Origin of the sequence: Arthrobacter sp. NicSoilB8 (genome assembly GCF_019977355.1) — a bacterium.
Lineage (GTDB): Bacteria > Actinomycetota > Actinomycetes > Actinomycetales > Micrococcaceae > Arthrobacter.
This window is the reverse complement of sequence record NZ_AP024655.1, coordinates 815,368-841,632: the sequence shown is the minus strand read 5'-3', so window position 1 is coordinate 841,632 and position 26,265 is coordinate 815,368. Positions and strand designations below refer to the sequence as shown.

The window sequence follows — 26,265 nt, the reverse complement described above, 5'->3', positions numbered from 1 at the left end:
GCTGAGGCAGTCAGCCGCGGCGAGCATCGCGTAGTGCGTGATGAGAATCCGCTGCCCTTGCGCCCCCGCTTTCGGCGCGCGCTCCCCTGCGGCTCGATCCGGCCCGCTCAGTCCGCGACGGTCGGCGCCTTGGATTCTCGTTCCTTGAGCGTGCCGACGCCCTGGGTGCACAGCTGCCGGAACCGCGCGGCATCGGGACCGAACGTCCGGTTCCAGTAGGGGATGCCCGTCGGCGTCAACTCGTGCTTGCCGTTGTCGACCTGCACCTCGACGGTCACCCACTCGCCCTTTGGGTCCTCGTCGTAGTAGTAGTGGACCAGCTGGTCGTCGGGCACCGGCGGCGCCCCGTAGTAGCCCCACTTCTGGTTCAGCTCGCCGAGCTTGTCGAGGGCCTTCTGCTTCCCGGTTTCGTCGAGCCTGTCGTACTGACGGCGCGTCTTCGGAGCCTCACCGATGGCCCATGCGTTCGAGACCGGTTTGCAGCCCGCGCCCAGGCCCCGCCCTTGTTGCCGAACGCCCTTGTCTCCCGGGCGGGTCAGGTTGGTGATCAGCGCCTTCTCGAACGAGGCACTCACCTGACAGGAGACCAGCGACAGCTGGGTGGGCCCGAACTCGTCTCGCCATTTGGCAAACGCCTCGTCCTTGCCGAAGAGCGCCTCGATGTCATCCGCCCGGTAGAAGACCGCATTTTTCTGCCAGTCAGGCGGCGCCTGCGCGCCGAGGCGGTCCTCCGAGCCGTGGATTGCGAGCACCAGGGTCCAGCCGTCTTTGTCGCTCGTGCCCATGACCCGGCTCTTAAAGTCGGCCAGATCACTCACCAAGACGCCACCGCCCAGCCCGATTGTGCGATCGCGCACCACCCAGAGCTGCTGCTGCCCGCCACCGATGGTCCGCTTGGCCGGGGAGCCCTTGCCCTCCGTCTTGTCCCGCTGGAAGACGACGGCCGCCTCCAGGCCGACGACGGGCTGGGGTCGACCGGCGACCGGGGTACCGCCGCGCAACAATTCAAGCACGGTCTGGTTGCCAACCGCGCCCTGCAGTCGCGCGACCGTGATCGGGTCCAGCGCGGCGCGCGCGAACGCCAGCGGCGGCGACGATGCCAGCCGCTGCGACCGGGTAGTTCCTTCGTCAGCCGCAATCCACTCCGTGCCCAGCGTATGTCTGTGCAGCATCACCAGGACCATCTTTCCCCGCACAGCCGTTGCGCCAGTGCCGGAATGGGCATGCGCGTGGGCAGTCGTCGCTGCCCGACCGGGCAGGTCGCGAAACCGACAGCTGGCGGGCCCACTCGGTTGTTGGCCGCCTTGCGCTCTTCATCCTGGACAACGGCTTGGCACGCTCGACCGTCACGGATTTGGCGCAAAAGCGCTCGTCGCGCTCCGCACTGTCAACGACGGCACGACGGACTTGGTCGAGGAGCCTGTCACCAATGGCATTCGCGCGATTACAAGAGGACCTTCTTCCGCCTGCGCGCTATAGCGGCATCGACCTTCAGATCATTGAGCCACCACTATCTGGGCGGGCTCTCCCAGGCGAAGTCGCTCATGAGGCGCGGGCGGTCTTCCGCGGACTAGTTCTGGCCATGGTGGAACAACCCGGATGTCCGGGAGAGTTCGGGCCCAGTGGGACGGCGATGAGGACAACCTCCAGATCAACGTACGCGATGACGGGCACGGCGCCCTCTCGGCCGACGCAGCTACAAGGGATCGTCTGGACCGACGTGTGCAAGCTTTGGCAGGAACCACGCAACTCGGCCTTGTATCTTCGCGACGCCCGACGGAGTTTGAGAGCCTCCGTCAGTCAACGCTCGCTTTTAGAAATCCAGTTCCACATACTCGTATTCGCCGAACGAGATGAATTGGTCCGAGTTGTAATCGATAACGACAGTCAGAAACAACGTCTTTCCTTTAAGTTTGGTCAGCGGAACAGTAGCGTACGGTTCGGTGACAATGGTGGAAAAGTAGGTCTTACCCTTACCGTCACCTGCCGGGATGATCCTGTTGTCTACCAGGTAGTTCATTCCTTCACGGGCGATCACCATCCGCCCGCTTGCGTACTCATAGTCGGCCACACCATGGCCCGGGGCAAAGCATCCGGCATCTTCCATCCGCACTCCCTGCGCTGGAAGGTCGAATACCGAACTGTCGGTCCACCCACAAATTTGAACAGCAACATGCGGCGGCGGTTGCGGGAATCTGAGCTCAAAAGGTTTGGTCAGCATTTTGAGGCGAATAGAGGTTATGTCCGACGAGTCAGCCGAGTGCATGCCGACTTGAACGCCATCCTGCAAAAACTGCAAGCCTAATTTGGGCGTCTGCTCGAACTCGGACGGAGGATCATCCTTATGCTGGAACCAGTTCGCCATATTGCTGACAACCGTGTAGGCCCCGGCCAGCGTCCCGATTGCCGCCGCGGTGGCAATCAGACCTGTCACGATTTTCTTGGTCAAACTCCATTTCCTGACCCGCGACGGTCCCGGGCGCGAGCCAGTGTCCCCATCGGCCAATTTCCCTCCTCCCCCAATCTCGATGCAGAAGACTTCCCTCCACGAAGTATGAGAAGTATGACTTACTGCAGAGTTACGATGCCAGTGCCCTTGGAACTCATTCTGGCGCCGAGGCCGTCCTACTTGGCACTAACCCAGTAGATCGGGCGGAAATCCCAGACGGCCTCCGTACAGCAGCCATCAGTGACGGATTGGGTTTTAGCCTGATCGTGGCCGGCTCCCTTCGGCCGTGTCCTAGATAAACACCAAATCGGGTGTCGGAGGGGTTTTGGAGGGAAAGCCCACAGACGAGGCAAAGCAAAACCGCGCCGCCACCAGGTAAGTTCCAAGTAACGGCGCGGTTCTTCGTGGGGCCCCCTGTCGGATTCGAACCGACGACCCCCGCTTTACAAGAGCGGTGCTCTGGCCAACTGAGCTAAGGAGGCATTCCTGCAGCCTGACTATCCACGCACCAGATGCGAAACACGGGGCAGATATTAGGACGCTAGACAAGGGTAGCCCACCGACGCCGGGTGGGAAAAACGCGCAACGCCCCCGCCACAAAAAGAGGGCCGGGCTCCGGAGTGATCCCGGAGCCCGGCCTTCTTCTACTGCCTCACCTGCAACCTACGACTGCGGGCCTTCAACAGCTTCAGTGCCATGGGCGCTTACTTCTTGGCGTCGACCGCGGCCTGCAGGAACTGGTCGAACGGGGTCTGGGCACTGTCGCCCGTGCCCCACTGCTTGCCCTCGACGAACACGGTGGGCGTGCCGGTCACACCGATCACCGCGGCCTCCTGGGTGGTGTGTTTGACCCACGGGCGGTACGTCTTGTCGTCCACACACTTCTCGATGCTCTTGGACCCGACGTCGGTGGCCATCTTCTTCAGCTCCGTGTCGGACAGGCCCGCACTGCCTTCGGCCGGCTGCTTCGCGAACAGCAGGTCGACGAAGTCCGAGAACTTCTCCGGGGATTCGTTCACCACGCAGGCTGCGGCGTTGGCCGCGCGCGAGGAGTAGTTCGTGGTCGATCGGCTGTCGAGGAAGCCCAGCGGGCGGTATTCCACCGTGATCTTGCCTTCGTTGCGCAGCTTGGTGAGGGTCTCGTTGTACTGCGCCTCGAAGTTCTTGCAGACGGGGCAGATGAAGTCGATGTAGAGGACCACCTTGACCGGCTTGCCGGCCTCAGCCTCGGCGCCCGGGGCCGTGACCGGAGACGGCGGGGTGGCCGGTGCGGCCGGGAGGTCGGAGAGCTTCACTGTCGCGGGGTCGGTCTTGGCCACGTCGGTGTTCGCCAGCAGAGTGACACCGCCGTGGATATTGCCGTTGGCCGGCGTGGGTCCTTCGTCGGCAACCGGGGCGTTGTTCTTGATGTTGGAAGTCACCACGAGCGCCACGATCACGATGATGGCGACGACCGCGGCAACAATGCCCCAGCCGATCAGGAGCTTGTTGCGCTTGTCCTTTTTCAGCTGCGCTTCGCGGATCTCACGGGCTTTCTCGCGCGCCGCGGCAGTGCGCTCTGCCTTCGACTGTCGGGGTTCGTTTGCGGGGCTCATTGTTTCCTCGGGTCGTTCGGCCAGGGACGGTCCACTCAGTGGCAACTTCATCATTTTAGGGGAGAAACCCGAGAACTTGCGCTTTCAAGTTTCCCCACCGCCTGCCCAACGGACGAATAGCCCGGAAGATTCCGTGCGGCTAGGGTTGACGGAGAGCCACAAGCAAGCCCAGGGGGCACCAATGGAAGCAACGGAAAGCGCCAGCCACGGCGCGCAGCACACCACTGAAGCGGCGGGGGCTGCTACGGACGGCGCGGCACAGAGCGCCGGGGCGGGGGACCAGTTCGACTTCATGGTGGTGTCCAACCGGCTGCCCGTTGACCGCTGCTCCGACGATGAATCCGGCTGCGAGGACGGCTGGCGCCGCTCCCCCGGCGGACTCGTCACAGCTCTGGCCCCGATGATGACCAAGACTGACGGCGCCTGGGTGGGCTGGCACGGCGCGCCCGATGAGACCGTCAAGCCCTTCAGCCATGGCGGCATCGACCTCATCCCGGTCCAGCTGAGCACGGACGACATCGAGCTCTTCTACGAGGGATTCTCCAACGCCACATTGTGGCCGCTGTACCACGACGTGATCGCCCCGCCGGAGTTCCACCGCACCTGGTGGGACTCCTACCGGAAGGTGAACCGCAGGTTTGCCGACGCCGTCGTCCGCCACGCAGCCGAGGGCGCCACGATCTGGGTGCAGGACTACCAGCTCCAGCTGGTCCCGAAGATGCTCCGGGAGGCCCGGCCGGACCTGAAGATCGGGTTCTTCAACCACATTCCGTTCCCGCCGCCGGAGATTTTCGCCCAGCTCCCGTGGCGCCGTGCGATCATCGACGGCCTGCTGGGCGCGGACCTGGTGGGCTTCCAGCGCAGCAGCGACGCCGGAAACTTCATGCGCTCCGCCCGGCGCTTCCTCGGCGCCAGCGTCAAGCAGCAGCAGGTCCACGTCAGGGGCGCCGACGGCGAAACCACCCACATTGCCCGGGCCCAGGCGTTTCCCATCTCCATTGATGTCAAGCAGATCAGCGAGCTGGCCAGGAAGCCGGAAGTCATTGAGCGCGCCAAGCAGATCCGCCGGGACCTCGGCAACCCCAAGACCATCCTGCTGGGCGTCGACCGCCTCGACTACACCAAGGGCATCCGGCACCGGCTCAAGGCCTACGAAGAACTGCTGCAGGACCGCAAAGTCACCGTGGAGGACGCAACCCTGATCCAGGTGGCCAGCCCCAGCCGGGAACGCGTGGAACAGTACCGTCTGCTCCGCGAGGAGGTGGAGGGCACCGTGGGCCATATCAACGGCACCTTCGACACCATGGAGAACAGCGCGGTCCGCTACCTCCACCACAGCTACCCCATCGAGGAGATGGTGGCTCTGTACCTGGCCGCTGACGTCATGCTGGTCACGGCCCTGCGCGACGGCATGAACCTCGTGGCCAAGGAATACGTCACAGCCCGGACGAACAACGACGGCGCACTGGTGCTCAGTGAATTTGCCGGCGCCGCGGACCAGCTCAAGCAGGCCCTGCTGATGAACCCGCACGACATCGACGGCCTCAAGGACACCATCATGAAGGCCGTCAACATGCAGCCCGCCGAGGCGTCCCGACGCATGCGGGCCATGCGCAAGCAGATTCTGGACCACGACGTCGACCTCTGGTCCTCGGACTTCCTGACCGCCCTGGCCGAAAAGGTGGTGCGTGATGACTCCTGACACCACCGGCGCCAACAGCTCAGGCACCAACAGTTCAGACGCCAACAGTTCAGACGCCGCCCCGCTCTCGCTGTCCCCCGAACTGCTCGAGGCGGTGCGCCGCGTCGCCGGCACCGAGCACTTGCTCGTGGCGATGGACTTCGACGGCACCATGGCACCCCTGGTGGATCATGCGGCCGACGCCCGCGCACTCCCGCGCTCCTCGGCCGCCTTCGCGGCCCTGACTGAACTTCCCCGGACGACGACGGCGCTCATCTCCGGCCGTGCGCTGGACAGCCTGCGGGCCGTCGCCTCCCCGCCGGAGGAGACACTGCTGATCGGCAGCCACGGCGCAGAAGTCTGGATGGGGCCCGGCTCTTCCCAGCTGATGCTCGACGACGCCCAGCGCGAACTCCTGGCCGAGATCCGCAAAGAGCTTGAGGGGATCGTGGAACAGGCCCCCGGGACCCTCCTGGAGGACAAACCCGCCGGCGTCGTCCTGCACACCCGGCTCGCGGCGGACGACGTCGCCGAGGACGCCGTCGCCGCGGCGCGGGCGGTCCTGCAGGACCGCAGCGGCGTCTTCATCAAGACCGGCAACCGCGTCCTGGAGACCTCCGTGGTGAACGCCTCCAAGGGAGAGGGCATTGCCTTCCTGCGGCAGGCTGCCGGGGCCACGGCGGTTGCTTTCGCCGGAGACGACACCACTGACGAGGACGCCCTCGCCAGCCTTGTCCCGGGCGATCTCGGCGTAAAAGTGGGGCTTGATTTCACCCAGGCCGAGTTCCGGATCGAGTCGCCCGTCCACGTCTGCGAACTGCTGGAGGCGCTGCTGCGCGAACGGACTAAGTCCGTAGCGTCCCGGAACTAAAGCTGGCTTACCAAGCGGGCAACTGGGCGTCGGTCACGATTCAGGTTCGTAGCCGATCAGCCAGTGAAGTCCGTGACGGTCGATGACCTGGCCGTCTGAGGCGCCCCAGGGCTTCGGGGCGAGAGGGTCGATCACTCGGCCGTCAACGGCGAGTTTGTCGAACCACTCGTGGAGAACTGACGGCTCGGCGGTCCCCAGCAGCGAGAGCATGAGGCCTTCGAACCGGACGCTTTTCTCGCCCGCTGCCGCATCTGACCCCGCCAAAGCGACTGCGCCGTTCAGCTGTCCGTGGGCAATGGCATCCGGCGGGCCGTCGCTGCGGTTGAACTCCTCGTACGTGAACAATGCAAGCTCTCCGCCGAAAACGTCGGCGTAGAAACCAAGTGCTTCACGTGCCGTGCCGGGGAAACTGACATAGATCTGCAGTGCCGTCATGCGCACAGCATACACAGCCGCTTCCGGCGCCACGTGACGGACCCCACGTGTGACATCCGTAACATTTTAACCTAAATGCCATATATCTGACATACTCTGTATGTGATGTGGCGCACAGCTACCGTGCGGCGTCACTGGATATTTCTCGACATACTCCCCGACTTCGGCCGGGGAGCATGCGCGTGAAAACCCATAACTGAATTACAACTGCATAAAAAGACCATTCACTACGGATCGTCCGGCACGTACCTGCCGGTGAAGGGATTGATAACTGTGGCTACAGTTACTTTTGATAACGCGACACGTTTGTACCCGGGCACCGAGAAGCCCGCTGTTGACAAGCTCAACATTGATATCGCCGATGGCGAATTTCTGGTTCTCGTTGGCCCCTCCGGCTGCGGCAAGTCGACCTCCCTGCGCATGCTCGCAGGTCTCGAGGACGTCAACTCCGGCCGTATCCTCATTGGCGACCGCGACGTCACGGACGTTCCGCCGAAGGACCGCGACATCGCCATGGTGTTCCAGAACTACGCCCTGTACCCGCACATGACCGTGGCGGACAACATGGGCTTCGCGCTGAAGATCGCCGGCGTCAGCAAGGAAGAGCGCGCCGAGCGCGTCCGTGAGGCCGCCAAGCTCCTGGACCTCGAACCGTACCTGGACCGCAAGCCGAAGGCACTCTCCGGCGGCCAGCGCCAGCGTGTTGCCATGGGCCGCGCAATCGTGCGTAACCCGCAGGTCTTCCTCATGGACGAGCCGCTGTCCAACCTCGACGCCAAGCTGCGCGTGCAGACCCGCACCCAGATCGCGTCCCTGACCCGCCGCCTCGGCGTCACCACGGTCTACGTGACCCACGACCAGGTCGAGGCCATGACCATGGGTGACCGCGTCGCCGTGCTGAAGGACGGCCTGCTGATGCAGGTCGACACCCCGCGCAACCTCTACGACAAGCCGAAGAACGTCTTCGTGGCCGGCTTCATCGGCTCCCCCGCCATGAACCTGCTGGAACTGCCGGTCGTCGACGGCGGCGTGCAGTTCGGCGGCACCGTCTACCCGGTTCCGCGCGACGTCCTCGAAGAGGCGCACGGCCAGACCGTGACCCTCGGCTCCCGCCCGGAAGACCTTGAAACGGTCGCCCAGGGTGAAGGCCTCCAGGTCGAGGTCGACGTCGTCGAGGAACTCGGCGCCGACGCCTACGTCTACGGCCACACCACGCTGGACGGCAAGAGCCACGACATCGTGGCCCGCGTCGACGGCCGCCGCCCCCCGATGAAGGGTGAGTCCATCTGGGTCCGCCCGCAGTCAGGCCACGTGCACCTGTTCGACACCAAGACCGGTCTCCGCCTCGGCGACTGATCCCCACCGGTTCCCACGCTGAAACCGACGGCGGTCCTCCCCACTGGAGGGCCGCCGTCGGGCTTTAACTTCGACGCTTTAGGCGCGGTCCTTTTAATACGGAAGAATTGATCCATGACCGAGGAAAACCCCATGACCGAGGAAAACAGTGCCCAGTGGCACGACGAGCCCACCGACTACGGTCAGATCGGGAAGCTGCCCCGGTTTGAGGCCGCGAGCGCCAATGACCAGAAGGCCTCCATGGTGTCCAGTTCGCTCAGCATCACGGCCGCCGCCACCGAGCCGGAGCTGCTCGACCTGCCCTGGCACATTGCCCTCGAGGACTGGCCGGCAGAGAATCTGGCGGCACTCCCCCGCGGCATCTCGCGGCATATCGTGCGCTTCGCCCACCTTGGCGGGTCGGTCATCGCCATCAAGGAAACCTCGGAGCACGTGGCCCGCCATGAGTACCACATGCTCCGCAAGCTCGCCCGGCTGGACGTGCCCTGCGTGGAGCCGGTGGCCGTCATCACCGGACGCACCACCCCGGAGGGCCGGCCGCTGAACCCGGTACTGGTCACCCGGCACCTGAAGTTCTCCATGCCGTACCGCGCCCTCTTCTCGCAGATGCTGCGCAAGGACACCCTGACCCGGCTGATCGACGCCCAGGCCCTGCTGCTGGTCCGGCTGCACCTGATCGGCTTCTACTGGGGCGATGTCTCGCTTTCCAACACCTTGTTCCGCCGCGACGCCGGCGCCTTCGCCGCCTACCTCGTGGACGCCGAGACCGGCGAGCTGTATCCCGATTTGTCCACCGGCCAGCGCGAGTACGACCTCGAAATCGCCCGGGTCAACATCGCCGGGGAACTCATGGACCTCCTCGACGGCGGCCTGATCGAGGAGAAGGTCGACCCGGTGGCCACCAGCGAGCTGATCATGGACAGCTACCGGCGGCTGTGGACCGAGCTGACGGCGAAGGAGTCGTTTGAGATCGGGGAACGCTGGCGCGTGGCCGCCCGTATCCGGCGGCTCAACGAGCTCGGCTTCGACGTCGAGGAATACGCCATCAAGACGACGCAGAACGGCTCCACCATCCAGCTCCAGCCCAAGGTGGTCGACGCCGGGCACCACCAGCGCCGGCTGCTGCGCCTGACCGGCCTGGACGCCCAGGAAAACCAGGCCCGCAGGCTCCTGAACGACATGGACTCGTTCCGGGCGGACAACAACCCGGGCATGGATGAGGAATACAGCGCGCACCTCTGGGTCAGCCAGATCTTCGAGCCGATTGTGCGGGCCATCCCCCGCGACCTCTCCGGCAAGCTCGAGCCCGCCGAGGCCGTGCACGAGGTCCTGGAGCACCGCTGGTACATCTCCGAGAAGGAGAACCGGCACATCCCCTTGGCCGAGGCCGTCCAGTCCTACATCGACAACGAACTCCGCCACCGCCGGGACGAGGCCGCAATCATGCTCAACCCGGACACTGGGCTGCTCAAGATCCTCGAGGTCGAAACCGAGGAATCACGGTACGGCGCCGACGAATCAATTGCCGAATACCCGGACGCCGACGACTAGCCACCCAACTGACTCGCAGCAGGGGCCGTTCTGGGCGCTCAAAACGGCCCCTGCTGCCAGCTAGTTGGGTTTGGGCGGGCGGGCGGCGGGCGGGTTACAGCACGGGCGGGCTAAATCGCCTTCCCCGGATTCAGGATCCCGGCCGGGTCAAAGAGTTCCTTGATTCGGCGCTGCAGTTCGCGCACCGGTTCCTTCTGCTCCAGGCCCAGCCAGCGCAGCTTGTACTGCCCGATCCCGTGTTCGCCGGTGATGGTGCCGCCCATGGCCAGCGCCACGGTGATGGACTTATCCAGGGCGGCGCCGAGCCGGGCCATGGCATCGGCATCCACGGTGTTCTCCACCCGCTCGATCCAGAACGTGGGGTGCAGGTTGCCGTCGCCGGCATGCGCCACGACCTTGAGCTGGACCCGGTGCTCGGCCGCCATGGCTTCCAGCTCGGCCACGTAGTCCACCAGCCGCGAGCGCGGCACGGCCACGTCCTCGCCCACCCGGTATTCGTCGTCCACCTCGGTCCCGCGGCTGTTGCGCCGCAGCTCGACAAGCTGCTCGGCCTCCGCGCTGGCTTCCATGCTCACCACCGCTCCCCCGGCCGCGAGGACCGGGCGGATGGCCGCGGCTTCCGCCGCCGCGCCGAAGCCGTCGGTCTGGATCAGCAGCAGGGATGCCCCGCGTGAGGCCAGGTCCGAGCCGTGGAGGTCGTCGAGCTGCGCGAGCGAGCCGCCGTCGAGCAGTTCCATGATGGCCGGCTGAACGCGGGCCTTGCCGACGGCAAGGACGCCGGCAGCGGCGCTGCGGAAGTCCGGGTAGAAGGCGGCGATGGTGTGTACGTCGCGCGGCAGGTATTTCAGCCGCACGGTCACGCCAACAACTATTCCCAGGGTCCCTTCCGAGCCGACGAACAGCCCGGTGAGGTCGTAGCCGGCGACACCTTTGAAAGTCTGGTGGCCGGTGTGGATGAGCGAGCCGTCCGCGAGCACGACGTCGAGGGCCAGGACCGAATCCCGGGTCACCCCGTATTTCGCGCAGCGAAGCCCGCCCGCGTTGGTGGCCACGTTGCCGCCGATGGTGGACATCTTGAAGCTTGCCGGATCCGGGGCGTACATCAGCCCGTGCACGGCGGCGGCGGCGTTGAGGTCCGCGTTGATGACGCCGGGTTCGACGACGGCGGTCTCGTCATCCGGGTTGAGCTCCAGGATGCGGTTCATCCGCTCGAGGGAAAGCACCACGCAGCCCTCGGACGCGTGGGCACCCCCCGAGACGCCGGTTCCGGCCCCGCGCGCCACGAGTGAGACGCCGCGTGCGGCGCAGGCCCGCACGGCGGCCTGGACGTCGGCCACCGATTCGGCGCGGACCACCGCCTGCGGGAGCTGATAGTCCAGGACCGGCGCCTGGTCCACGGCGTAGGCGGCCAGGGTGGCGTCGTCCACGGCAATTTTCGCCGGCCCCAGGGCAGAGGTCAGCTCGTCGATGATGCTGCGCATGCGGTCTCCAGTTCGGTCGAATCCGGATCCCAGTCTAAGGCTGCGGGACCGGCCCCCGGGTCCCCGGCAGCACCCATGCGGCGGCGGCCGGACCCCCGGTGCAGATCCGGACGGTTCCGCCAGCTTCATCGGCCCTCACCCTTCCGGCGGACGGGCCCGCTGACGGCCCCGGCTCGCGGCTCAGCGCCACCGTGACCTCGCCCGTCGCGTAGGCGGGCCGCCCGGCCAGGGCAGCGTACTGGGTCCCAGAGAGCGCCCCTGGAGCCAGTTCCGCCTCGGCGCCCGCCCGGGCGACGAACACCAGCACGGCGCCTTGCGAGGTTTCGCGAACGAATGCCAAGACGTCCCCGCGGGCGTACAGCCAGCGGATGCCGCCGCCGGTCAGCGCGGGCTGTTCCCGGCGCAGCGCGGCGAGGGCAGCGTAGTCCGCCCGCAGGTCGGTGAGGATGCGGCCGGGATCGTTCCAGGGCATGGGCGTCCGGGAGGCCTCCCCGTTGTCGCCTTTGAGTCCGAACTCGTCCCCGGCGAACAGCACGGGAACCCCCGGCAGGGTGAACATCAGCAGCGCGCCGAGCCGCTGGCCGCCGTCGATCATCACCGTGGCCGCCCGGGCCGTGTCGTGGCTGTTCAGAGCGTTCATGTTCTGCTGCCGGACATCCCAGCTGAACGCGGAGGCGAGGTCCAGGTGGGTAGCCAGGAAGTCCTCGGCGTCCGTCTTGTTAGGGCCGGGCAGCGGGGTTCCGAAGAAGTTGACGTGCCCGGCGTCCCCGGCAAGCCAGGACCACAACGGCCGGGTGAAGTTGGAGTAGGTCATGGCGCCGTGCCAGTGCTCGCCGCTGAAGTCGGGGGCTGCGTCATTTGTGGCCTCGGCGAGCAGCGCCGCCTCGGGGTTGATCGAGCGGACCCGGTCCGCGATCAGCCGGGCGACGTCGTGGTTGAGGTCGGTGCCGCCGAGCCGGCCGGTCATGTTGCCGACGTCAATCCGCCAGCCGTCCAGGTTGAAAGGCGGCCGGAGCCAGCGCGCCACGGGTGAATCATCGGCCAGGACGAACTTCTCGCGCAGGCCCGGGGATGCCCAGTTGAGTTTGGGCAGGGACCGGACGCCGTACCAGGACTCGTATTCCGTGTGGTCGGCGTTGAAATAGTAGAACCCGGATTCCTCGGAGGCCGGGTCCGCGAGGGCGCGCCGGAACCATTCGTGGGCGTCGCCGGAGTGGTTGGCCGTGAGGTCGCCCATCACCCGCAGGCCGCGGGCGTGGGCGGCTTCGACAAGTTCCACGAGCGCCTCGTCCCCGCCCAGCAGCGGATCCACGCACGTGAAGGTGGCTGCGTCGTAGCGGTGGTTGGAGCGGGCCGGGAAGAACGGCGTCAGGTAGATGACGTCGGCGCCGAGGGCCCGGATGTGGTCCAGACGCTCGGTGATGCCCCGAAGGTCGCCGCCGTAGTACTGGTACGGGGTCTGCGGGCCGGCGCCCTCCACCTCGGAGGTGTCCCAGCTGCACGGCACGGCCCAGTCCGGGGCCGGGTACGGGTCTTGTGCGGACGCCGAGCGTGCGAAGCGGTCCGGGAAAACCTGGTATATCGTGCCCTGGCGCAGCCAGCCGGGGGCGGGCCCGAATGTCGTCAGCCGGAAGTCCGCATAGTCGGAGACGTCCCGGCTGAAGAGGCCGTGCGCGTTGAGGCTCCAGTACCGCTGGCTGCCCCCGGCCGCGGCGCCGGTAGTTGCGTCCCCGATAGCTGCGTCCGCGGCGGCCGCGGCGCCGGTAGTTGCGTCCGGGACTTCCAGAAGGAACCGGTAGCGGGCCACCGGGTTGGTGACCGTCATCGCCGCTTCCCACCACCCCCAGCCGTCGGACTCTCCGAGGTTCACGCAGCTCTCGTAGCGGGGTTCGCCGTCGTGGAGGGACCGGAGCCAGACCCGGGCGGGCCGGCCCCAGACGGCCGGCACGCGGAGCCGCAGGCGGACCTCCGCCCCGAGTTCCACCTGTTGTGGCGCGTGGAGGGCCGAGCCGTCGTGGTGCGGGAGCGGGCCCGCGCTGCCCGGGAGCGTCATGCCTAGCCCTTCACCGAGCCCGCGGTGAGGCCGCTGACGATGTAGCGCTGCAGGTACAGGAACAGGGCCATAACGGGGACGGCGGACAGCACGGCGCCGGCGGCGAAGACTCCCCAGTTCTCCGAACGCTGCTGCGCCACGAAGGAGTACAGCCCGACGGCGAGGGTCTGGCTGTCGGGGTCCGTGAGCACCACGCTGGCGATGACAAACTCGCCGGAGATGCCGATGAAGGTCAGGAGACCCACGACGGCCAGGATCGGGGTGACGAGCCGCATGATGATGCCGAAGAAGATCTGCGCGTGGCTGGCGCCGTCGATCTTGGCCGCCTCGTCCAGGGACTGCGGCACGGTGTTGAAGAATCCGTACATGAGGTAGGTGTTCACGCCCAGGGCGCCGCCGAGATAGACCATGATCAGGCCCAGCTGGCTGCCCAGGCCGAGGGCCGGGATGACCTCGGAGATGCCGCTCAAGAGCAGGAAGATGGCGACGACGGCGAGCAGCTGCGGGAACATCTGCAGGAGCAGCAGGCTCAGCAGGCCGATCCGACGGCCGGTGAAGCGCATGCGGGAGAACGCGTACGCCGCCATGGCCCCCAGGAACACGGTGGCCGCCGAGGTCACACCGCCCACCACCATGGTGTTGACGAACCAGCGGGCGAAGGGGCGCGAGGGGTTGTTCATCAGCTCGGTGAAGTTGCCGAAGTCGATCCGGCTGAACAGGGCGTTGGATCCCACCAGGGTTCCGGTGGAGTTGAAGGCCGCGGAGAGCACGTACAGCAGCGGGAAGATCGCAAAGATCGTGACGACGATCCCCACCAGGTGCCGCCAGCCCTTGTCCTTGGACCAGGCGCCGAAGGACTTGCGCCGCCGGAGTGCTGAGAGGTCAGCCGCGGGCGCTGCGCCGGCCAGAACGGGGCTGTCTTCAGCGCCGGTCCTCCTGACCGATTTAGCTCCTGGTTCATCGCCTGTCTTCTTGCCTGTTTTCTTGCCTGCGGCGGGGAGCTGCGGGTGGTCCGTCGTGGAGTCGACGCGCGGTGCGGGCCCGTTCATGAGTTCACTTCCTCAAGTGCCTTGGTCTGCTTGAAGCTGATGGCCGAGACAGTGGCCACGATGATGAAGATGATGATCGCCAGGGCGCTGGCGAGGCCGTAGTCCCGCCCGGTGCCCTGCCCGAACGCCACCTTGTAGACGAGGGTGATCAGGATGTCCGTCGCCCCGATGTCCCGGTCCGTGTCGGCGAAGCGCGGACCGCCGCCGGTGAGCATGAAGATCACGTTGAAGTTGTTGAAATTGAAGGCGAAGGAGGAGATCAGCAGCGGCGCGATGGAGACCAGCAGGAGCGGCAGCTTGATGGAGCGGAACACCCGCCACGGGCTGGCGCCGTCCATCCGGGCCGCCTCGTCCAGTTCCGTGGGCAGGGACTGCAAAGCACCGGTGCAGACGAGGAACATGTACGGGAAGCCGAGCCACAGGTTGACCACCAGCACGCTGATCTTGGCCAGGACCGGGTCCGTGAGCCAGCCGATCGTGGCACCGCCCAGCAGGGTCTGGTTGAGCCAGCCGAACTGCGGGTTCAGGATGCCGGACCAGACCAGGCCGGAAAGGAAGGCCGGGAACGCGTAAGGCAGGATCATGAGGATCCGGTAGATCTTCTTGCCGCGCAGGTCCTCGCGGTTGAACGTGATCGCCAGGAACAGGCCCAGGGCGAAGGTCAGTGCCACGGACGCGACGGCGAAGGTGAAGGTCCAGAGGATGACGCCGAGCAGCGGACCGCGGAGGCTCGGATCGGTGAAGGCCCGCGCGAAGTTCTCCATGCCGACGTCGATCTTCCAGCCGGTGGCCAGGGTCTCGCCGCTGTCCGCGGCGAACGCGCCCTTGCCGTTGTCCCGGTAGACGGCGCCGGTGTCCGTGTCAGTAAAGGTGCCGGCGGCGTCGTCGTACTTCAGGGCCGGCTTGAACTGGTAGGCGGAGCTGCCGTCCGCGGTGCGCAGGGTGCCGTCCGCGGGGTCGGCAGAGACCGGAACGGTGATGCCCAGGATCCGCTGCTGGTTGGCGACGATCTCCTGGAAGTTCAGGGTCCGGTAGCCGTCGAGGGCGTTGGCCTTGCCGGTGGAATCCTTGGCGGCGCCGGAGACCTGTTCCAGCGGCGCCTCGGTGCTGCCGAGCGAGACCTTCCCGTCCGGGTCCGTGAACAGCAGGTAGAAGGCGCCGTCCTTCGACAGCACGGCTGCCTTGTAAGCCGGGGAGTCCGGGACGCGTTTCTGCGCGGTGAGCTGGATGGCCGCGATGGCGTCTTCCTTGGTGCTGTTGTGCCCGTCGCCGTAGTTGGTGAAGGCGATGTAGCCGCTGAACAGCACGACGAAGACCTGGAACACGAGGAGGAACAGCACGCCGGGGGCGAGATACTTCGCGGGCAGTCCGCCCTTGCGCAGGTAGATCCAGTTGATCACTGCCACCACGACGGCGGAGACGGCCAGCGCGCCCCAGGACTGGCTGAGGAACAGCATCATGAGCACGTAGACGGCGACGGCGTCCACGAGGCCCAGCAGCACGATCTTGGCGACCGTCCCCCTGGTGGTGTCGGGGCCGAAGGTTCGGCGGCGCGAGCCGTTTGGTTTCTGTGCCGGTTTCCCTGCGGGTGTCCCGGCGGGGCCGCCGGGCGCTGCGGGGGCGGAATCGCCGGCCTGGCGGAGTTCGGTGTCTGTCATGGCTGTCTACGGTCCTCGGGAGAAAGCTGGGTGGTGCAGGAACGGGCCGGGCGGCATGGTGTGCCGCCCGGCCCGGTGCTGTGCGGTTCCTCGGCATCCTGAACGGGATCCTTGGGAACCGCGCGGTGGCTAACCCGCGATCTTGGCCTTGATGCTGGCGGCCATCTTGGCCCAGTCGGCGGCGGGATCGCCCTGGCCCTTGATGAGGGCGAGCTCGGTGGCTCCCCAGTCAGCCCAGACGGCGCTCATTTCGGGGATGGCCGGCATCGGGACGCCGTCGGCGCCGATCTTGCCGAAGGCTGCCACGATGGGGTCGCTCGCGGCCTTGTCGAACGAGGCCTTGAGGGCCGGCGGACGGCCTCCTGCCTTGTACATGGAGTCCTGTGCTGCCTCGGTGGTGAGGTAGTTGGTGACGAACTCGTTCGTGGCAAGGGCGTTGGCGCTCTTGGCGCTGATGAAGAAGCCGTTGACGCCGATGAACGGCTGGGCGGGCTTGTCGCCGGCGGTGGGCAGCTCGTCGACGGCGAACTTGATGCCCTTTTTCTGCACGTCCGGCACGTTCCACGGGCCGGTCAGGTAGTACGGGGACTCGCCGGCCAGGAACTTCTCCTTGGCGATGTCACCGGTGATGTTGGAGTTGATGATCTTCTCACCGGCGTCGCCCCAGGCGGCCAGCTTCTTGGCGAACTCGACGCCGGCGGCGTCGCCGATCAGGAGCTGCTTGGGGTCGTAGCCACCGTCGGCAGCCTTGCCGAAGACCTGCGAGCCCATCGAGGCCTGCAGCGGGTAGAGGTGGTACGGGTCGCCCTGCTTCGGGTCCATGCCCACGAGGAATGGGAACTTCGCCTTGCCCTCTGCCACGGCCTTCTTGCCGTTGGCGATGACCTCGTCCAAGGTCTTGGCGCTCTGGGGCACGAGGTCCGTGTTGCGCAGGAGGGCGATGTTCTCGATCGCGTACGGGACACCATAGACGGAGCCGTTGTACGTCATGGCCTTGATGGAGGAGTCCTGGAACGCGGACTTCTTGTCACCGAGCTCCACCGGCGCGATCACACCGTTCTGGACGAACTTGCCGACCCAGTCGTGCGGTCCGACGATCAGGTCCGGGCCCTTGCCGGTCGGGACCTGGGTGATGAAGTCGTCACGGACGGCGGCGAAGTCCTTGACCACGAGCTTGACCTCGATGCCGGTGTCGGCCTGGAACTTGGCCGTGATGTCCTTCAGCGCGGGCGAGCGCTCCGCATCGACCCACATGGTGATCGTGCTGGCGCCGGAGGCCTTCAGGTCAGGCTTGGCCGTCGCCGTGGCGGGTGCGGTGGCTGCGGCGCCGCCGCACGCGCTGAGGGCCAGCGCTGCCACGACGGAGATCGCGCCCGCGGTGAATACGCGGCGGCTCGTCCCGTTCGTGAGGGTGTTCTGCACCTTCATTGGTGTCCCTTTCATAAAATCCTGCATCCACGCATAAGGCCCTGGAAGTCCGTTCCAGAGCCCCGTGGCATCGTCGGTGATGTGGCTCACAGCTGCAAGCGCTTCCAAAGTACACGCTAAGGGCCGCTTTGAAAAGTCAGCCTACCGGCCGGTAGCGGGCGGCCCCCTGGTGGCAGCGACGGGTTGCGGCCCCGCCCCGCTTCCCAACTGACTCGCAGCAGGGGCCGTTTTGAGCCCTCAAAACGGCCCCTGCTGCGAGCTAGTTGGGGAAAGGGATCGTCCAGTCGCTGGCCGAACCCGCTGTGTCCTTTTTGACTGGAAGCGCTTTCATTTTACGTATCCGGGACTTACGATTACCCTCATGTCCGTTGATTCAGTTCTCTTCTTCCCCGCCGCAGAGGCCGACATGCAGGCCGACATCCAGGCCGGTGCCCTGACGGGCCCGCTGACCCCGGTGCACGCCGCAGATCACATTCCCGGTTGGTGGCGCTCCGCCGTCATCTACCAGGTCTATCCGCGCTCCTTCCGGGACCTGAACGGTGACGGCATCGGCGATCTTGCAGGAATCACCGCCGAGCTGCCGCGGCTTGCCGAACTCGACATCGACGCCGTCTGGCTTTCCCCGTTCTACCGGTCGCCGCAGCGCGACGCCGGGTACGACGTCAGTGACTACTGCGACGTCGACCCCCTGTTCGGCACGCTGGGCGATTTCGACGCCATGATGGCCGAGGCCACCCGGCTGGGTTTGCGGATGATCGTGGACCTCGTGCCCAACCATTGCTCGGATCAGCACCTGACCTTCCAGGCCGCCCTGGCCGCCCCCGCCGGCAGCCCGGAGCGGGATATGTTCATCTTCCGCGACGGCCGCGGCCTGCTCGGCGAAGAACCGCCAAATAACTGGCAGTCCCACTTCGGCGGCCCGGCATGGACCCGGATCACCGAACCGGACGGTGCCCCGGGCCAGTGGTACCTGCACCTCTTCGACTCCTCCCAGCCAGACTTCAACTGGGACAACCGCGCTGTCCACGACGAATTCGAGCGGGTCCTGCGCTTCTGGCTGGACCGCGGGGTCTCCGGCTTCCGGGTGGACGTGGCGCATGCCCTCGTGAAGGCTCCCGGGCTGCCGGAGTGGGGCGGCCGCGCCGACGGCAACAGCTGCGACGGCTTCCCCGGCCACGACGCTCCGATGTTCGGCCAGCCTGCCCTGCATGAGATCTACCGGCAGTGGCGGCGGATCCTCGCAGAGTACGGCCCGGACCGGATCCTCTGTGCCGAGGCCAATGTGGACCCGCTCCCCCGGCTGGCCGACTGGGTCCGTCCCGACGAAATGCACCAGGCCTTCAACTTCCCCTACCTCCACACGGGCCTTGACGTGCACCGCATGCGTAACGTCATCACTGAGTCGCTGACGGCGTTGGACGCCGTCGCCGCCCCCACCACCTGGGTGCTGTCCAACCATGACGTCGTCCGCCACGCCACCCGCTTCGGGTACAACGGCCGGGCGCCGCGCGACGGTGACGGAATCGGCACCGCGGACCCGCAGCCGGACGAGGACCTCGGCCGGTCCCGCGCGGCCGCGGCGTCCATGTTCATGCTGGGGCTGCCCGGCGGGGCTTACCTCTACCAGGGCGAAGAGCTGGGCCTCCCGGACGGGATCGACATCCCGGACACCCGGCGCCAGGATCCCACCTTCGCCCGCACCGGCGGCGAGCGGCTGGGCCGCGACGGCTGCCGCGTCCCGCTGCCCTGGCGGGCCGGCGAACTCCACGCAGGATTCGGCCACGGGCAGGACCCCTGGCTGCCGCAGCCGGAAAGCTTCGCCGGGCTGGCGCGGGACGTGCAGGCTGCCTCGCCGTCGTCGCACCTGAGCCTCTACAAGCGCATGCTGGACCTGCGCCGCGGGCTGGAACTTGGCCGCGGATCGCTGTCCTGGTATGAGGACCTGTGCACGGACACGAGCCTTGCCTTCCTCAACGGCACCACGCTGGTGCTGCTGAACACGGGATCCGAACCCCTCCAGATGCCGGCCGGCCGGGTGCTCCTGCGCAGCTCGACAGCCGCGCAGGCAGGTTACGCTGCCGGGGACGGGTCCAGCACCGGAGATCAGTTAAGCTCAGGTGAAACTGTTTGGCTGGAAATCTACATCGAGGACACGGAGGGGTAGGAATGCCCGGCATCAAGGACGTCGCGGAACGGGCCGGCCTCTCCATCGCTACCGTTTCGCGCGCCTTGAGCGGCAAAGGCAACGTCTCCCCGCGCAGCCGGGAACGGGCCCGGGCAGCCGCAGCCGAACTCGGCTTCGTCCTGTCCTACCATGCCTCCAGCCTGGCCTCCGGGCGTAACCACAATGTCGGCGTCGTGGTTCCTTCGGTCCATCGCTGGTTCTTTTCCTCGGTGGTCGAGGGCGTCTCGGCGACCCTGCTGGACGCCGGCTACGACCTGACGCTGTACAACGTCAGCGAGGGGCAGGAGCGCAGGCACAGTGTGCTGAACGACTTCCTGCTCCGCAAACGCGTGGACGCCGTGATCGCGGTGTCCCTGGAGCTCTCCGAGTCCGAGATCGATCAGCTGCTGGCTATCCACCGCCCGATCGTGGGGATCGGCGGCCCGCTGCCCGGGGCGTCGACCATCCGCATCAATGACTCCGGCATCGCCGAGGCCGCGGCCCGGCACCTGATCCAGCTCGGCCACAGCAGGATCGCCCACATGACCGGCGACGCCGCCTATGAGCAGGATTTCCGCCTGCCCGGGACCCGTCAGGCGGGGTTCAAGAAAGCCATGCGCGATGCGTGTCTGGCCGTCCGGCCCGAATGGCAGGTCTCCGCCGATTTCACCATTCAGGGTGCGTACGCCAGCGCCCGGCAGCTGCTCGGCAGCTCGCCGGAACGCCCCACGGCCGTCTTTGCCGCCTCCGACGAGATGGCGATCGGCACCATCCTCGCAGCCCGGGATTTCGGCCTGCGGGTGCCGCACGACCTCTCCGTGATCGGCATAGATGGTCATGAGCTGGGCGAGGTCTTTGGGTTGACCACGATCGACCAGGACGCGCGCGGCCAGGGCGCGCTGGCGGTCCGGCGCCTCTTGGCAGGGCTCGACGGCGGCACGGACTTTGCGGCCGCGGACACCGAATACCCCACCCGCTTCGTGATCCGCTCCAGCACCGCCGTTCCGCCCGTCGACCAGGGCTCCCTGCGGGATTAAGCTTCCGGCTTCGCCGGGCCGCCCGCACCGGCGCCGCCCATGAACCGAACGAAACGGTCCAGGACGACAGGCCAGCCGGCCGAGTAGTCGTCTCGTGTCGCAGCGGGGTCTTCGGCGCCTTCCCAGCCACTGTGCACCAGCCGGAGCTCTGTGCCGTCGCCAACCGCCTTGAACGCCACCCGCAGTTCCGTGGACCACATGGCGGTGGTTCCAGGGTGCCAGCTGGCGTGGAATGACAGCGGCGGCTGCCAGTCGTCAATCGATCCCCAGACGGCGGTCCTGCCGTCATCAGCGGTCTCCAGGATCAGGCTCTCCTCGAACTCCACATAGGAGCCGGCCCCATAGACGCTGTGGTCCTCGAGCGGCCACCAGAGGTGCGTGTGTTCGGTGAAGCCCATGAACGCCCGCGCCACGGGGCCGGGGACGACGACGCTAATGACGACGGGATCAAGTTCGTCCGCTGCGTCGGGTTCCGGAGCTCCGGACGGGGCATGGCTGAAGAGGTTATCCATGGGCAACAACTTTACCTGCGCGGGCGGCTAGCGCTTTCTGGGAAGGGTTCTGCCGGGCCTCAGTCACGGCCAGTTGGCGAGGGAGAGCAGATGGATCCCGTAACGCAGTAGTAACGCTCCCCCCAGTACCGTTCCGCCATTGGGGACAGCTGACTGATCGGGGGGATCGCAGTGATGAACAGCAAGTCCAACTCGGGCGGATGTTCGGCGGAGACGCGAGAGGGTGAGAGAGTGCCGGGCCGGGGCTCCGGCATGGGCCGTGGTTACGGCGCTTCATCTTACAAGGCGCGGCAAGCGGGGCCGGACCCGGGCCAGGTCCCGTGCCATCGAGGACGGCACTCCTCTCGATGCTAGTGACCGGTCTACGCTTGTGGCACGGGTGCATGCAGAGTCGAGACGGTTAGCGACGGAACAACCTCAGGCCTTTGGCACGCTACGCGAGAACCTACAGCTGGTGACGCTGGATGTTCTCATCGAGAATTTCAGTAATAACTTGACGGGAAATGGCGCCAAGAATGAGGGCGCCTGGCAGCAATTCTTCACAGCAAACACCTTCGCCTTGAAGCAGATTTTCGCTGCCCCCGTGGCCTTCTACGGGGAGCAGGTGCACGTACGATCACCGGACATGAAGGGCGCTGGCAGCCAAATCGCTGACTTTGTGTTGTTCAATACCTTGACCCGCAGCATGGTCCTCGTTGAGATCAAAACGCCATCGACGGCGCTTGTCGCCAAAAACAAGTACCGCGGAGCATCCAGCGCAGAGGTCTACCCTCCCGACAAAGAGCTATCCGGGGCCATCGCACAACTCCAAGCACAGATGGAATCGGCCCGCACCGACTTTGAGCAAATCGTCCGCCGCACTCCCGGCGCCGCCCCGCTCGATACAAAGGTAATTACGGGAGCCGTAATAGCAGGAACCTTCAGCGCCATGGACCAACTCCGAGTAGATTCCTTTGTGCGCTATCGCAACGGACTCTATGGCATCGAGGTCATCACGTTCGATGAGGTGCTGGAACGGCTTCTCGCGCTGCAGACAATGCTCCAGGAAAGCGGCCGTTCGTGGTGCCTCGGGAGAGTGAGCCGCGGGTGAGTTTCGGGCGGCCCGGACCTGAGTGTGGCGGGCACCCGTCGGGGGCCGGGGGCATGACAGGTTGGGGGTTTAAGAAGGGGTTTTAAATGCGGGAGGACCCCCAACGTGGTTGGGGGTCCTCGACCTTAATGATGTTCCGGCGGTGACCTACTCTCCCACACCCTCCCGGGTGCAGTACCATCGGCGCTGTGGGTCTTAGCTTCCGGGTTCGGAATGGGACCGGGCGTTTCCCCCACGCTATGACCGCCGTAACCCTTGCTCCGCCGCTTCGACCCTGTGGGGGTGTGGCGGGGAAATCTTGTGGTTACAACACGCTGCATGTTGTGCAGTTGTGGTGTTATTTAGTTGTTGGTTCTCAAGCAACGGGTTTGTTGGTTGGGAACCACATAGTGGACGCAAGCAGTCTTGTTTCTTTGTACCCTCTCCCGTGGTGCGAACCCCTTTTGAAACGGGTTCGCGGGAGGGGTGTGTGGTGTAAGTTATCGGCCTATTAGTACCGGTCAGCTTCACGAGTCGTTAGTCCTCGCTTCCACATCCGGCCTATCAACCCAGTGGTCTGGCTGGGGGCCTCTCACACACAAGGTGTATGGAAATCTCATCTCGAAGCGAGCTTCCCGCTTAGATGCTTTCAGCGGTTATCCCATCCGAACGTAGCTAATCAGCGGTGCACTTGGCAGTACAACTGACACACCAGAGGTTCGTCCGTCCCGGTCCTCTCGTACTAAGGACAGCCCTTCTCAAATTTCCTGCGCGCGCAGCGGATAGGGACCGAACTGTCTCACGACGTTCTAAACCCAGCTCGCGTACCGCTTTAATGGGCGAACAGCCCAACCCTTGGGACCTACTCCAGCCCCAGGATGCGACGAGCCGACATCGAGGTGCCAAACCATGCCGTCGATATGGACTCTTGGGCAAGATCAGCCTGTTATCCCCGAGGTACCTTTTATCCGTTGAGCGACGGCCATTCCACAATGTACCGCCGGATCACTAGTCCCGACTTTCGTCCCTGCTCGAGATGTCTCTCTCACAGTCAAGCTCCCTTGTGCACTTACACTCGACACCTGATTGCCAACCAGGCTGAGGGAACCTTTGGGCGCCTCCGTTACTTTTTAGGAGGCAACCGCCCCAGTTAAACTACCCATCAGGCACTGTCCCTGACCCGGATTACGGGCCGAAGTTAGATGTCCAAAGTGACCAGAGTGGTATTTCAACGATGACTCCACCCGAACTGGCGTCCGGGCTTCAACGTCTCCCACCTATCCTACACAAGCCACTCCGAACACCAATACCAAACTATAGTAAAGGTCTCGGGGTCTTTCCGTCCTGCTGCGCGTAACGAGCATCTTTACTCGTACTGCAATTTCGCCGAGTTTATGGTTGAGACAGCGGGGAAGTCGTTACTCCATTCGTGCAGGTCGGAACTTACCCGACAAGGAATTTCGCTACCTTAGGATGGTTATAGTTACCACCGCCGTTTACTGGGGCTTAAATTCTCAGCTTCGCCTTGCGGCTAACCGGTCCTCTTAACCTTCCAGCACCGGGCAGGAGTCAGTCCGTATACATCGTCTTGCGACTTCGCACGGACCTGTGTTTTTAGTAAACAGTCGCTTCCCCCTGGTCTCTGCGGCCCCGATCCCCTCCCACCAGCAAGTGGTGTTCAAGGTTGGGGCCCCCCTTCTCCCGAAGTTACGGGGGCATTTTGCCGAGTTCCTTAACCATAATTCTCTCGATCGCCTTAGTATTCTCTACCTGATCACCTGTGTCGGTTTGGGGTACGGGCGGCTAAAACCTCGCGTCGATGCTTTTCTCGGCAGCATAGGATCACCGAATCCCCCCCTACGGGGGTCCCGTCAGATCTCAGGCATCATGAACGGCGGATTTGCCTACCGTTCGCCCTACATCCTTAGACCGGGACAACCATCGCCCGGCTCGGCTACCTTCCTGCGTCACACCTGTTAATACGCTTGCCTCCCAGGATCAGGTCCCGCGCTCCACCAAAACCCTTCCGTCCCGAAGGACGGTCAGGCAGGTTTCGGGCGGTTAGTATCCCCTGTTCAGCATGGGCGGTTTTTCGCCGGTACGGGAATATCAACCCGTTGTCCATCGACTACGCCTGTCGGCCTCGCCTTAGGTCCCGACTTACCCAGGGCAGATTAGCTTGACCCTGGAACCCTTGATCATTCGGCGGACGGGTTTCTCACCCGTCTTTCGCTACTCATGCCTGCATTCTCACTCGTGTAGGCTCCACCGCTGGTTTACACCGCGACTTCACCGCCCACACGACGCTCCCCTACCACTCCAGACGCCTGAACCAACCCCACAAGGGAGCGGCTTGGCTACTATCTGAAATCCACAACTTCGGCGGTGTACTTGAGCCCCGCTACATTGTCGGCGCGGAATCACTTGACCAGTGAGCTATTACGCACTCTTTTAAGGATGGCTGCTTCTAAGCCAACCTCCTGGTTGTCTTCGCAACTCCACATCCTTTCCCACTTAGCACACGCTTAGGGGCCTTAGTTGGTGGTCTGGGCTGTTTCCCTCTCGACTATGAAGCTTATCCCCCACAGTCTCACTGCTGCGCTCTCACTTACCGGCATTCGGAGTTTGGCTGACGTCAGTAACCTTGTAGGGCCCATTAGCCATCCAGTAGCTCTACCTCCGGTAAGAAACACGCAACGCTGCACCTAAATGCATTTCGGGGAGAACCAGCTATCACGAAGTTTGATTGGCCTTTCACCCCTACCCACAGCTCATCCCCTCCATTTTCAACTGAAGTGGGTTCGGTCCTCCACGACGTCTTACCGTCGCTTCAACCTGGCCATGGGTAGATCACTTCGCTTCGGGTCTAGATCACGCCACTGCAACGCCCTATTCAGACTCGCTTTCGCTACGGCTTCCCCACACGGGTTAACCTCGCGACGTAACACTAACTCGCAGGCTCATTCTTCAAAAGGCACGCCGTCACCACAACACAGCAAGCTGCGATGGCTCCGACGGATTGTAAGCACACGGTTTCAGGTACTGTTTCACTCCCCTCCCGGGGTACTTTTCACCTTTCCCTCACGGTACTGGTCCGCTATCGGTCATTAGGGAGTATTTAGGCTTATCAGGTGGTCCTGACAGATTCGCACGGGATTTCTCGGGCCCCGTGCTACTTGGGATACTCTCCAGGCGGTGCACAACATTTCGGTTACGGGGCTCACACCCTCTACGGCCGGCCTTTCAAGACCGTTCACCTATGCCTGCACTCTCACCTCACCAGCCCGGCAGAGCTGGAACGGACAGTCCCACAACCCCGACCATGCAACGCCCGCCGGCTATCACACATGGAACGGTTTAGCCTGATCCGCGTTCGCTCGCCACTACTAACGGAATCACTATTGTTTTCTCTTCCTGCGGGTACTGAGATGTTTCACTTCCCCGCGTTCCCTCCACGCACCCTATGTGTTCAGATGCGGGTCACCAGGCAGCTCGCGCCCCTGGCGGGGTTTCCCCATTCGGACACCCTGGGATCACAGTCCGGTTATCGACTCCCCCAGGCTTATCGCAGATTCCTACGTCCTTCTTCGGCTCCTAATGCCAAGGCATCCACCGTGTGCTCTTAAAAACTTGACCACAAAAGATCAAGGAGTAATTTTCGAGAGAACCACAGAAACCACCCCCACACCCCAAAGGATGCAAGGACAGATCCAGGTTCATATTCTTGGAAATTGCTTCTTATAAAAGATGCTCGCGTCCACTATGTAGTTCTCAAACAACAACCCCGTACCACACACCCCACACACCGACCCTCCCACCAAAGGAAGAACCACCATGCATGCTCGGTGCAGCCAGGAAACCAGAAACAAACCAGCC

17 protein-coding genes, 1 tRNA gene, 2 rRNA genes and 1 pseudogene are annotated in these 26,265 nt (G+C 64.7%); 8 read left to right on the top strand and 13 right to left on the bottom strand.

Annotated features, from left to right (window positions below; all coding sequences use genetic code 11):
* Positions 1-107: 107 nt before the first annotated feature.
* Positions 108-1,175, bottom strand: a complete 1,068-nt coding sequence (locus LDO15_RS03845) for a hypothetical protein (RefSeq protein WP_223984178.1) — start codon at positions 1,173-1,175, stop codon at positions 108-110.
* A 143-nt stretch (positions 1,176-1,318) separates the two neighbouring features.
* Here LDO15_RS03845 and LDO15_RS03840 point away from each other — a divergent pair.
* Positions 1,319-1,743 (top strand): annotated as a pseudogene (locus tag LDO15_RS03840) (LuxR family transcriptional regulator); the annotation flags it as partial.
* Between the two features lie 70 nt (positions 1,744-1,813).
* Here LDO15_RS03840 and LDO15_RS03835 read toward each other — a convergent pair.
* The 3 genes from LDO15_RS03835 to LDO15_RS03825 all read right to left on the bottom strand — a co-directional run bounded on the left by LDO15_RS03835 (position 1,814) and on the right by LDO15_RS03825 (position 4,044).
* On the bottom strand, positions 1,814-2,449 hold the full coding sequence (locus LDO15_RS03835) for a hypothetical protein (RefSeq protein ID WP_223984176.1): 636 nt from the start codon (positions 2,447-2,449) through the stop codon (positions 1,814-1,816).
* Positions 2,450-2,854: 405 nt separating this feature from the next.
* Positions 2,855-2,931: transfer RNA gene (locus LDO15_RS03830), tRNA-Thr, on the bottom strand.
* 222 nt (positions 2,932-3,153) lie between these two features.
* A complete protein-coding gene (locus tag LDO15_RS03825) occupies positions 3,154-4,044 on the bottom strand; it encodes a thioredoxin domain-containing protein (RefSeq protein ID WP_223984174.1) in 891 nt (296 codons plus the stop codon).
* A gap of 292 nt (positions 4,045-4,336) precedes the next feature.
* Between LDO15_RS03825 and LDO15_RS03820 the strand changes: the two genes are divergently transcribed.
* Together LDO15_RS03820 and otsB are read left to right on the top strand one after the other, a co-directional pair.
* Positions 4,337-5,746: a trehalose-6-phosphate synthase gene (locus LDO15_RS03820; protein ID WP_223987060.1), complete on the top strand. Its 1,410-nt coding sequence runs from the start codon at positions 4,337-4,339 to the stop codon at positions 5,744-5,746.
* Positions 5,736-6,596 carry a trehalose-phosphatase gene (gene otsB / locus LDO15_RS03815; protein WP_223984170.1) on the top strand — a complete coding sequence of 287 codons (861 nt, stop codon included), beginning with the start codon at positions 5,736-5,738 and terminating at the stop codon, positions 6,594-6,596. The genes LDO15_RS03820 and otsB overlap by 11 nt, the downstream gene beginning before the upstream one ends.
* A gap of 33 nt (positions 6,597-6,629) precedes the next feature.
* On the opposite strand, the gene LDO15_RS03810 is transcribed toward otsB, so the two are convergent.
* Positions 6,630-7,031, bottom strand: a complete 402-nt coding sequence (locus tag LDO15_RS03810; protein WP_223984168.1) for a VOC family protein — start codon at positions 7,029-7,031, stop codon at positions 6,630-6,632.
* Between the two features lie 273 nt (positions 7,032-7,304).
* On the opposite strand from LDO15_RS03810, the gene ugpC reads away from it, so the two are divergent.
* The gene (ugpC, locus tag LDO15_RS03805; RefSeq protein WP_223984166.1) at positions 7,305-8,387 is read left to right on the top strand and encodes a sn-glycerol-3-phosphate ABC transporter ATP-binding protein UgpC; all 1,083 of its coding nucleotides are present in this window, start codon (positions 7,305-7,307) and stop codon (positions 8,385-8,387) included.
* 132 nt (positions 8,388-8,519) lie between these two features.
* Positions 8,520-9,938, top strand: coding sequence for a DUF4032 domain-containing protein (locus LDO15_RS03800; RefSeq protein ID WP_223987058.1), 1,419 nt, complete (start codon positions 8,520-8,522; stop codon positions 9,936-9,938).
* Between the two features lie 110 nt (positions 9,939-10,048).
* Here the strand turns inward: LDO15_RS03800 and LDO15_RS03795 are convergent, their stop codons facing one another.
* The 5 genes from LDO15_RS03795 to LDO15_RS03775 form a co-directional block, all read right to left on the bottom strand.
* Positions 10,049-11,419, bottom strand: coding sequence for an FAD-binding oxidoreductase (locus tag LDO15_RS03795; RefSeq protein ID WP_223984164.1), 1,371 nt, complete (start codon positions 11,417-11,419; stop codon positions 10,049-10,051).
* A gap of 34 nt (positions 11,420-11,453) precedes the next feature.
* Entirely contained in the window at positions 11,454-13,472 is a 2,019-nt protein-coding gene (locus LDO15_RS03790) for a glycoside hydrolase family 13 protein (protein WP_223984162.1), read from the bottom strand.
* 2 nt (positions 13,473-13,474) lie between these two features.
* Positions 13,475-14,521, bottom strand: coding sequence for a sugar ABC transporter permease (locus LDO15_RS03785; RefSeq protein WP_223984159.1), 1,047 nt, complete (start codon positions 14,519-14,521; stop codon positions 13,475-13,477).
* Positions 14,518-16,179, bottom strand: coding sequence for an ABC transporter permease subunit (locus LDO15_RS03780; RefSeq protein ID WP_223984158.1), 1,662 nt, complete (start codon positions 16,177-16,179; stop codon positions 14,518-14,520). Before LDO15_RS03780 ends, LDO15_RS03785 begins: the two co-directional genes overlap by 4 nt.
* A gap of 129 nt (positions 16,180-16,308) precedes the next feature.
* Positions 16,309-17,607 carry a maltose ABC transporter substrate-binding protein gene (locus tag LDO15_RS03775; RefSeq protein ID WP_223984157.1) on the bottom strand — a complete coding sequence of 433 codons (1,299 nt, stop codon included), beginning with the start codon at positions 17,605-17,607 and terminating at the stop codon, positions 16,309-16,311.
* Between the two features lie 406 nt (positions 17,608-18,013).
* On the opposite strand from LDO15_RS03775, the gene LDO15_RS03770 reads away from it, so the two are divergent.
* Both LDO15_RS03770 and LDO15_RS03765 read left to right on the top strand, forming a co-directional pair.
* Complete coding sequence (locus LDO15_RS03770) at positions 18,014-19,771, top strand: glycoside hydrolase family 13 protein (protein WP_223987056.1); 1,758 nt, start codon at positions 18,014-18,016, stop codon at positions 19,769-19,771.
* A gap of 2 nt (positions 19,772-19,773) precedes the next feature.
* Positions 19,774-20,808 carry a LacI family DNA-binding transcriptional regulator gene (locus tag LDO15_RS03765; protein WP_223984156.1) on the top strand — a complete coding sequence of 345 codons (1,035 nt, stop codon included), beginning with the start codon at positions 19,774-19,776 and terminating at the stop codon, positions 20,806-20,808.
* Here LDO15_RS03765 and LDO15_RS03760 read toward each other — a convergent pair.
* The gene (locus LDO15_RS03760; protein WP_223984155.1) at positions 20,805-21,320 is read right to left on the bottom strand and encodes an SRPBCC domain-containing protein; all 516 of its coding nucleotides are present in this window, start codon (positions 21,318-21,320) and stop codon (positions 20,805-20,807) included. The genes LDO15_RS03765 and LDO15_RS03760 overlap by 4 nt on opposite strands.
* Before the next feature lie 454 nt (positions 21,321-21,774).
* Between LDO15_RS03760 and LDO15_RS03755 the strand changes: the two genes are divergently transcribed.
* A complete protein-coding gene (locus LDO15_RS03755) occupies positions 21,775-22,410 on the top strand; it encodes a Shedu anti-phage system protein SduA domain-containing protein (protein WP_223984154.1) in 636 nt (211 codons plus the stop codon).
* Positions 22,411-22,544: 134 nt separating this feature from the next.
* Here LDO15_RS03755 and rrf read toward each other — a convergent pair.
* A 5S ribosomal RNA gene (rrf, locus tag LDO15_RS03750) occupies positions 22,545-22,661 on the bottom strand.
* Between the two features lie 218 nt (positions 22,662-22,879).
* Positions 22,880-26,025 (bottom strand): 23S ribosomal RNA (locus LDO15_RS03745).
* Positions 26,026-26,265 lie beyond the last annotated feature (240 nt).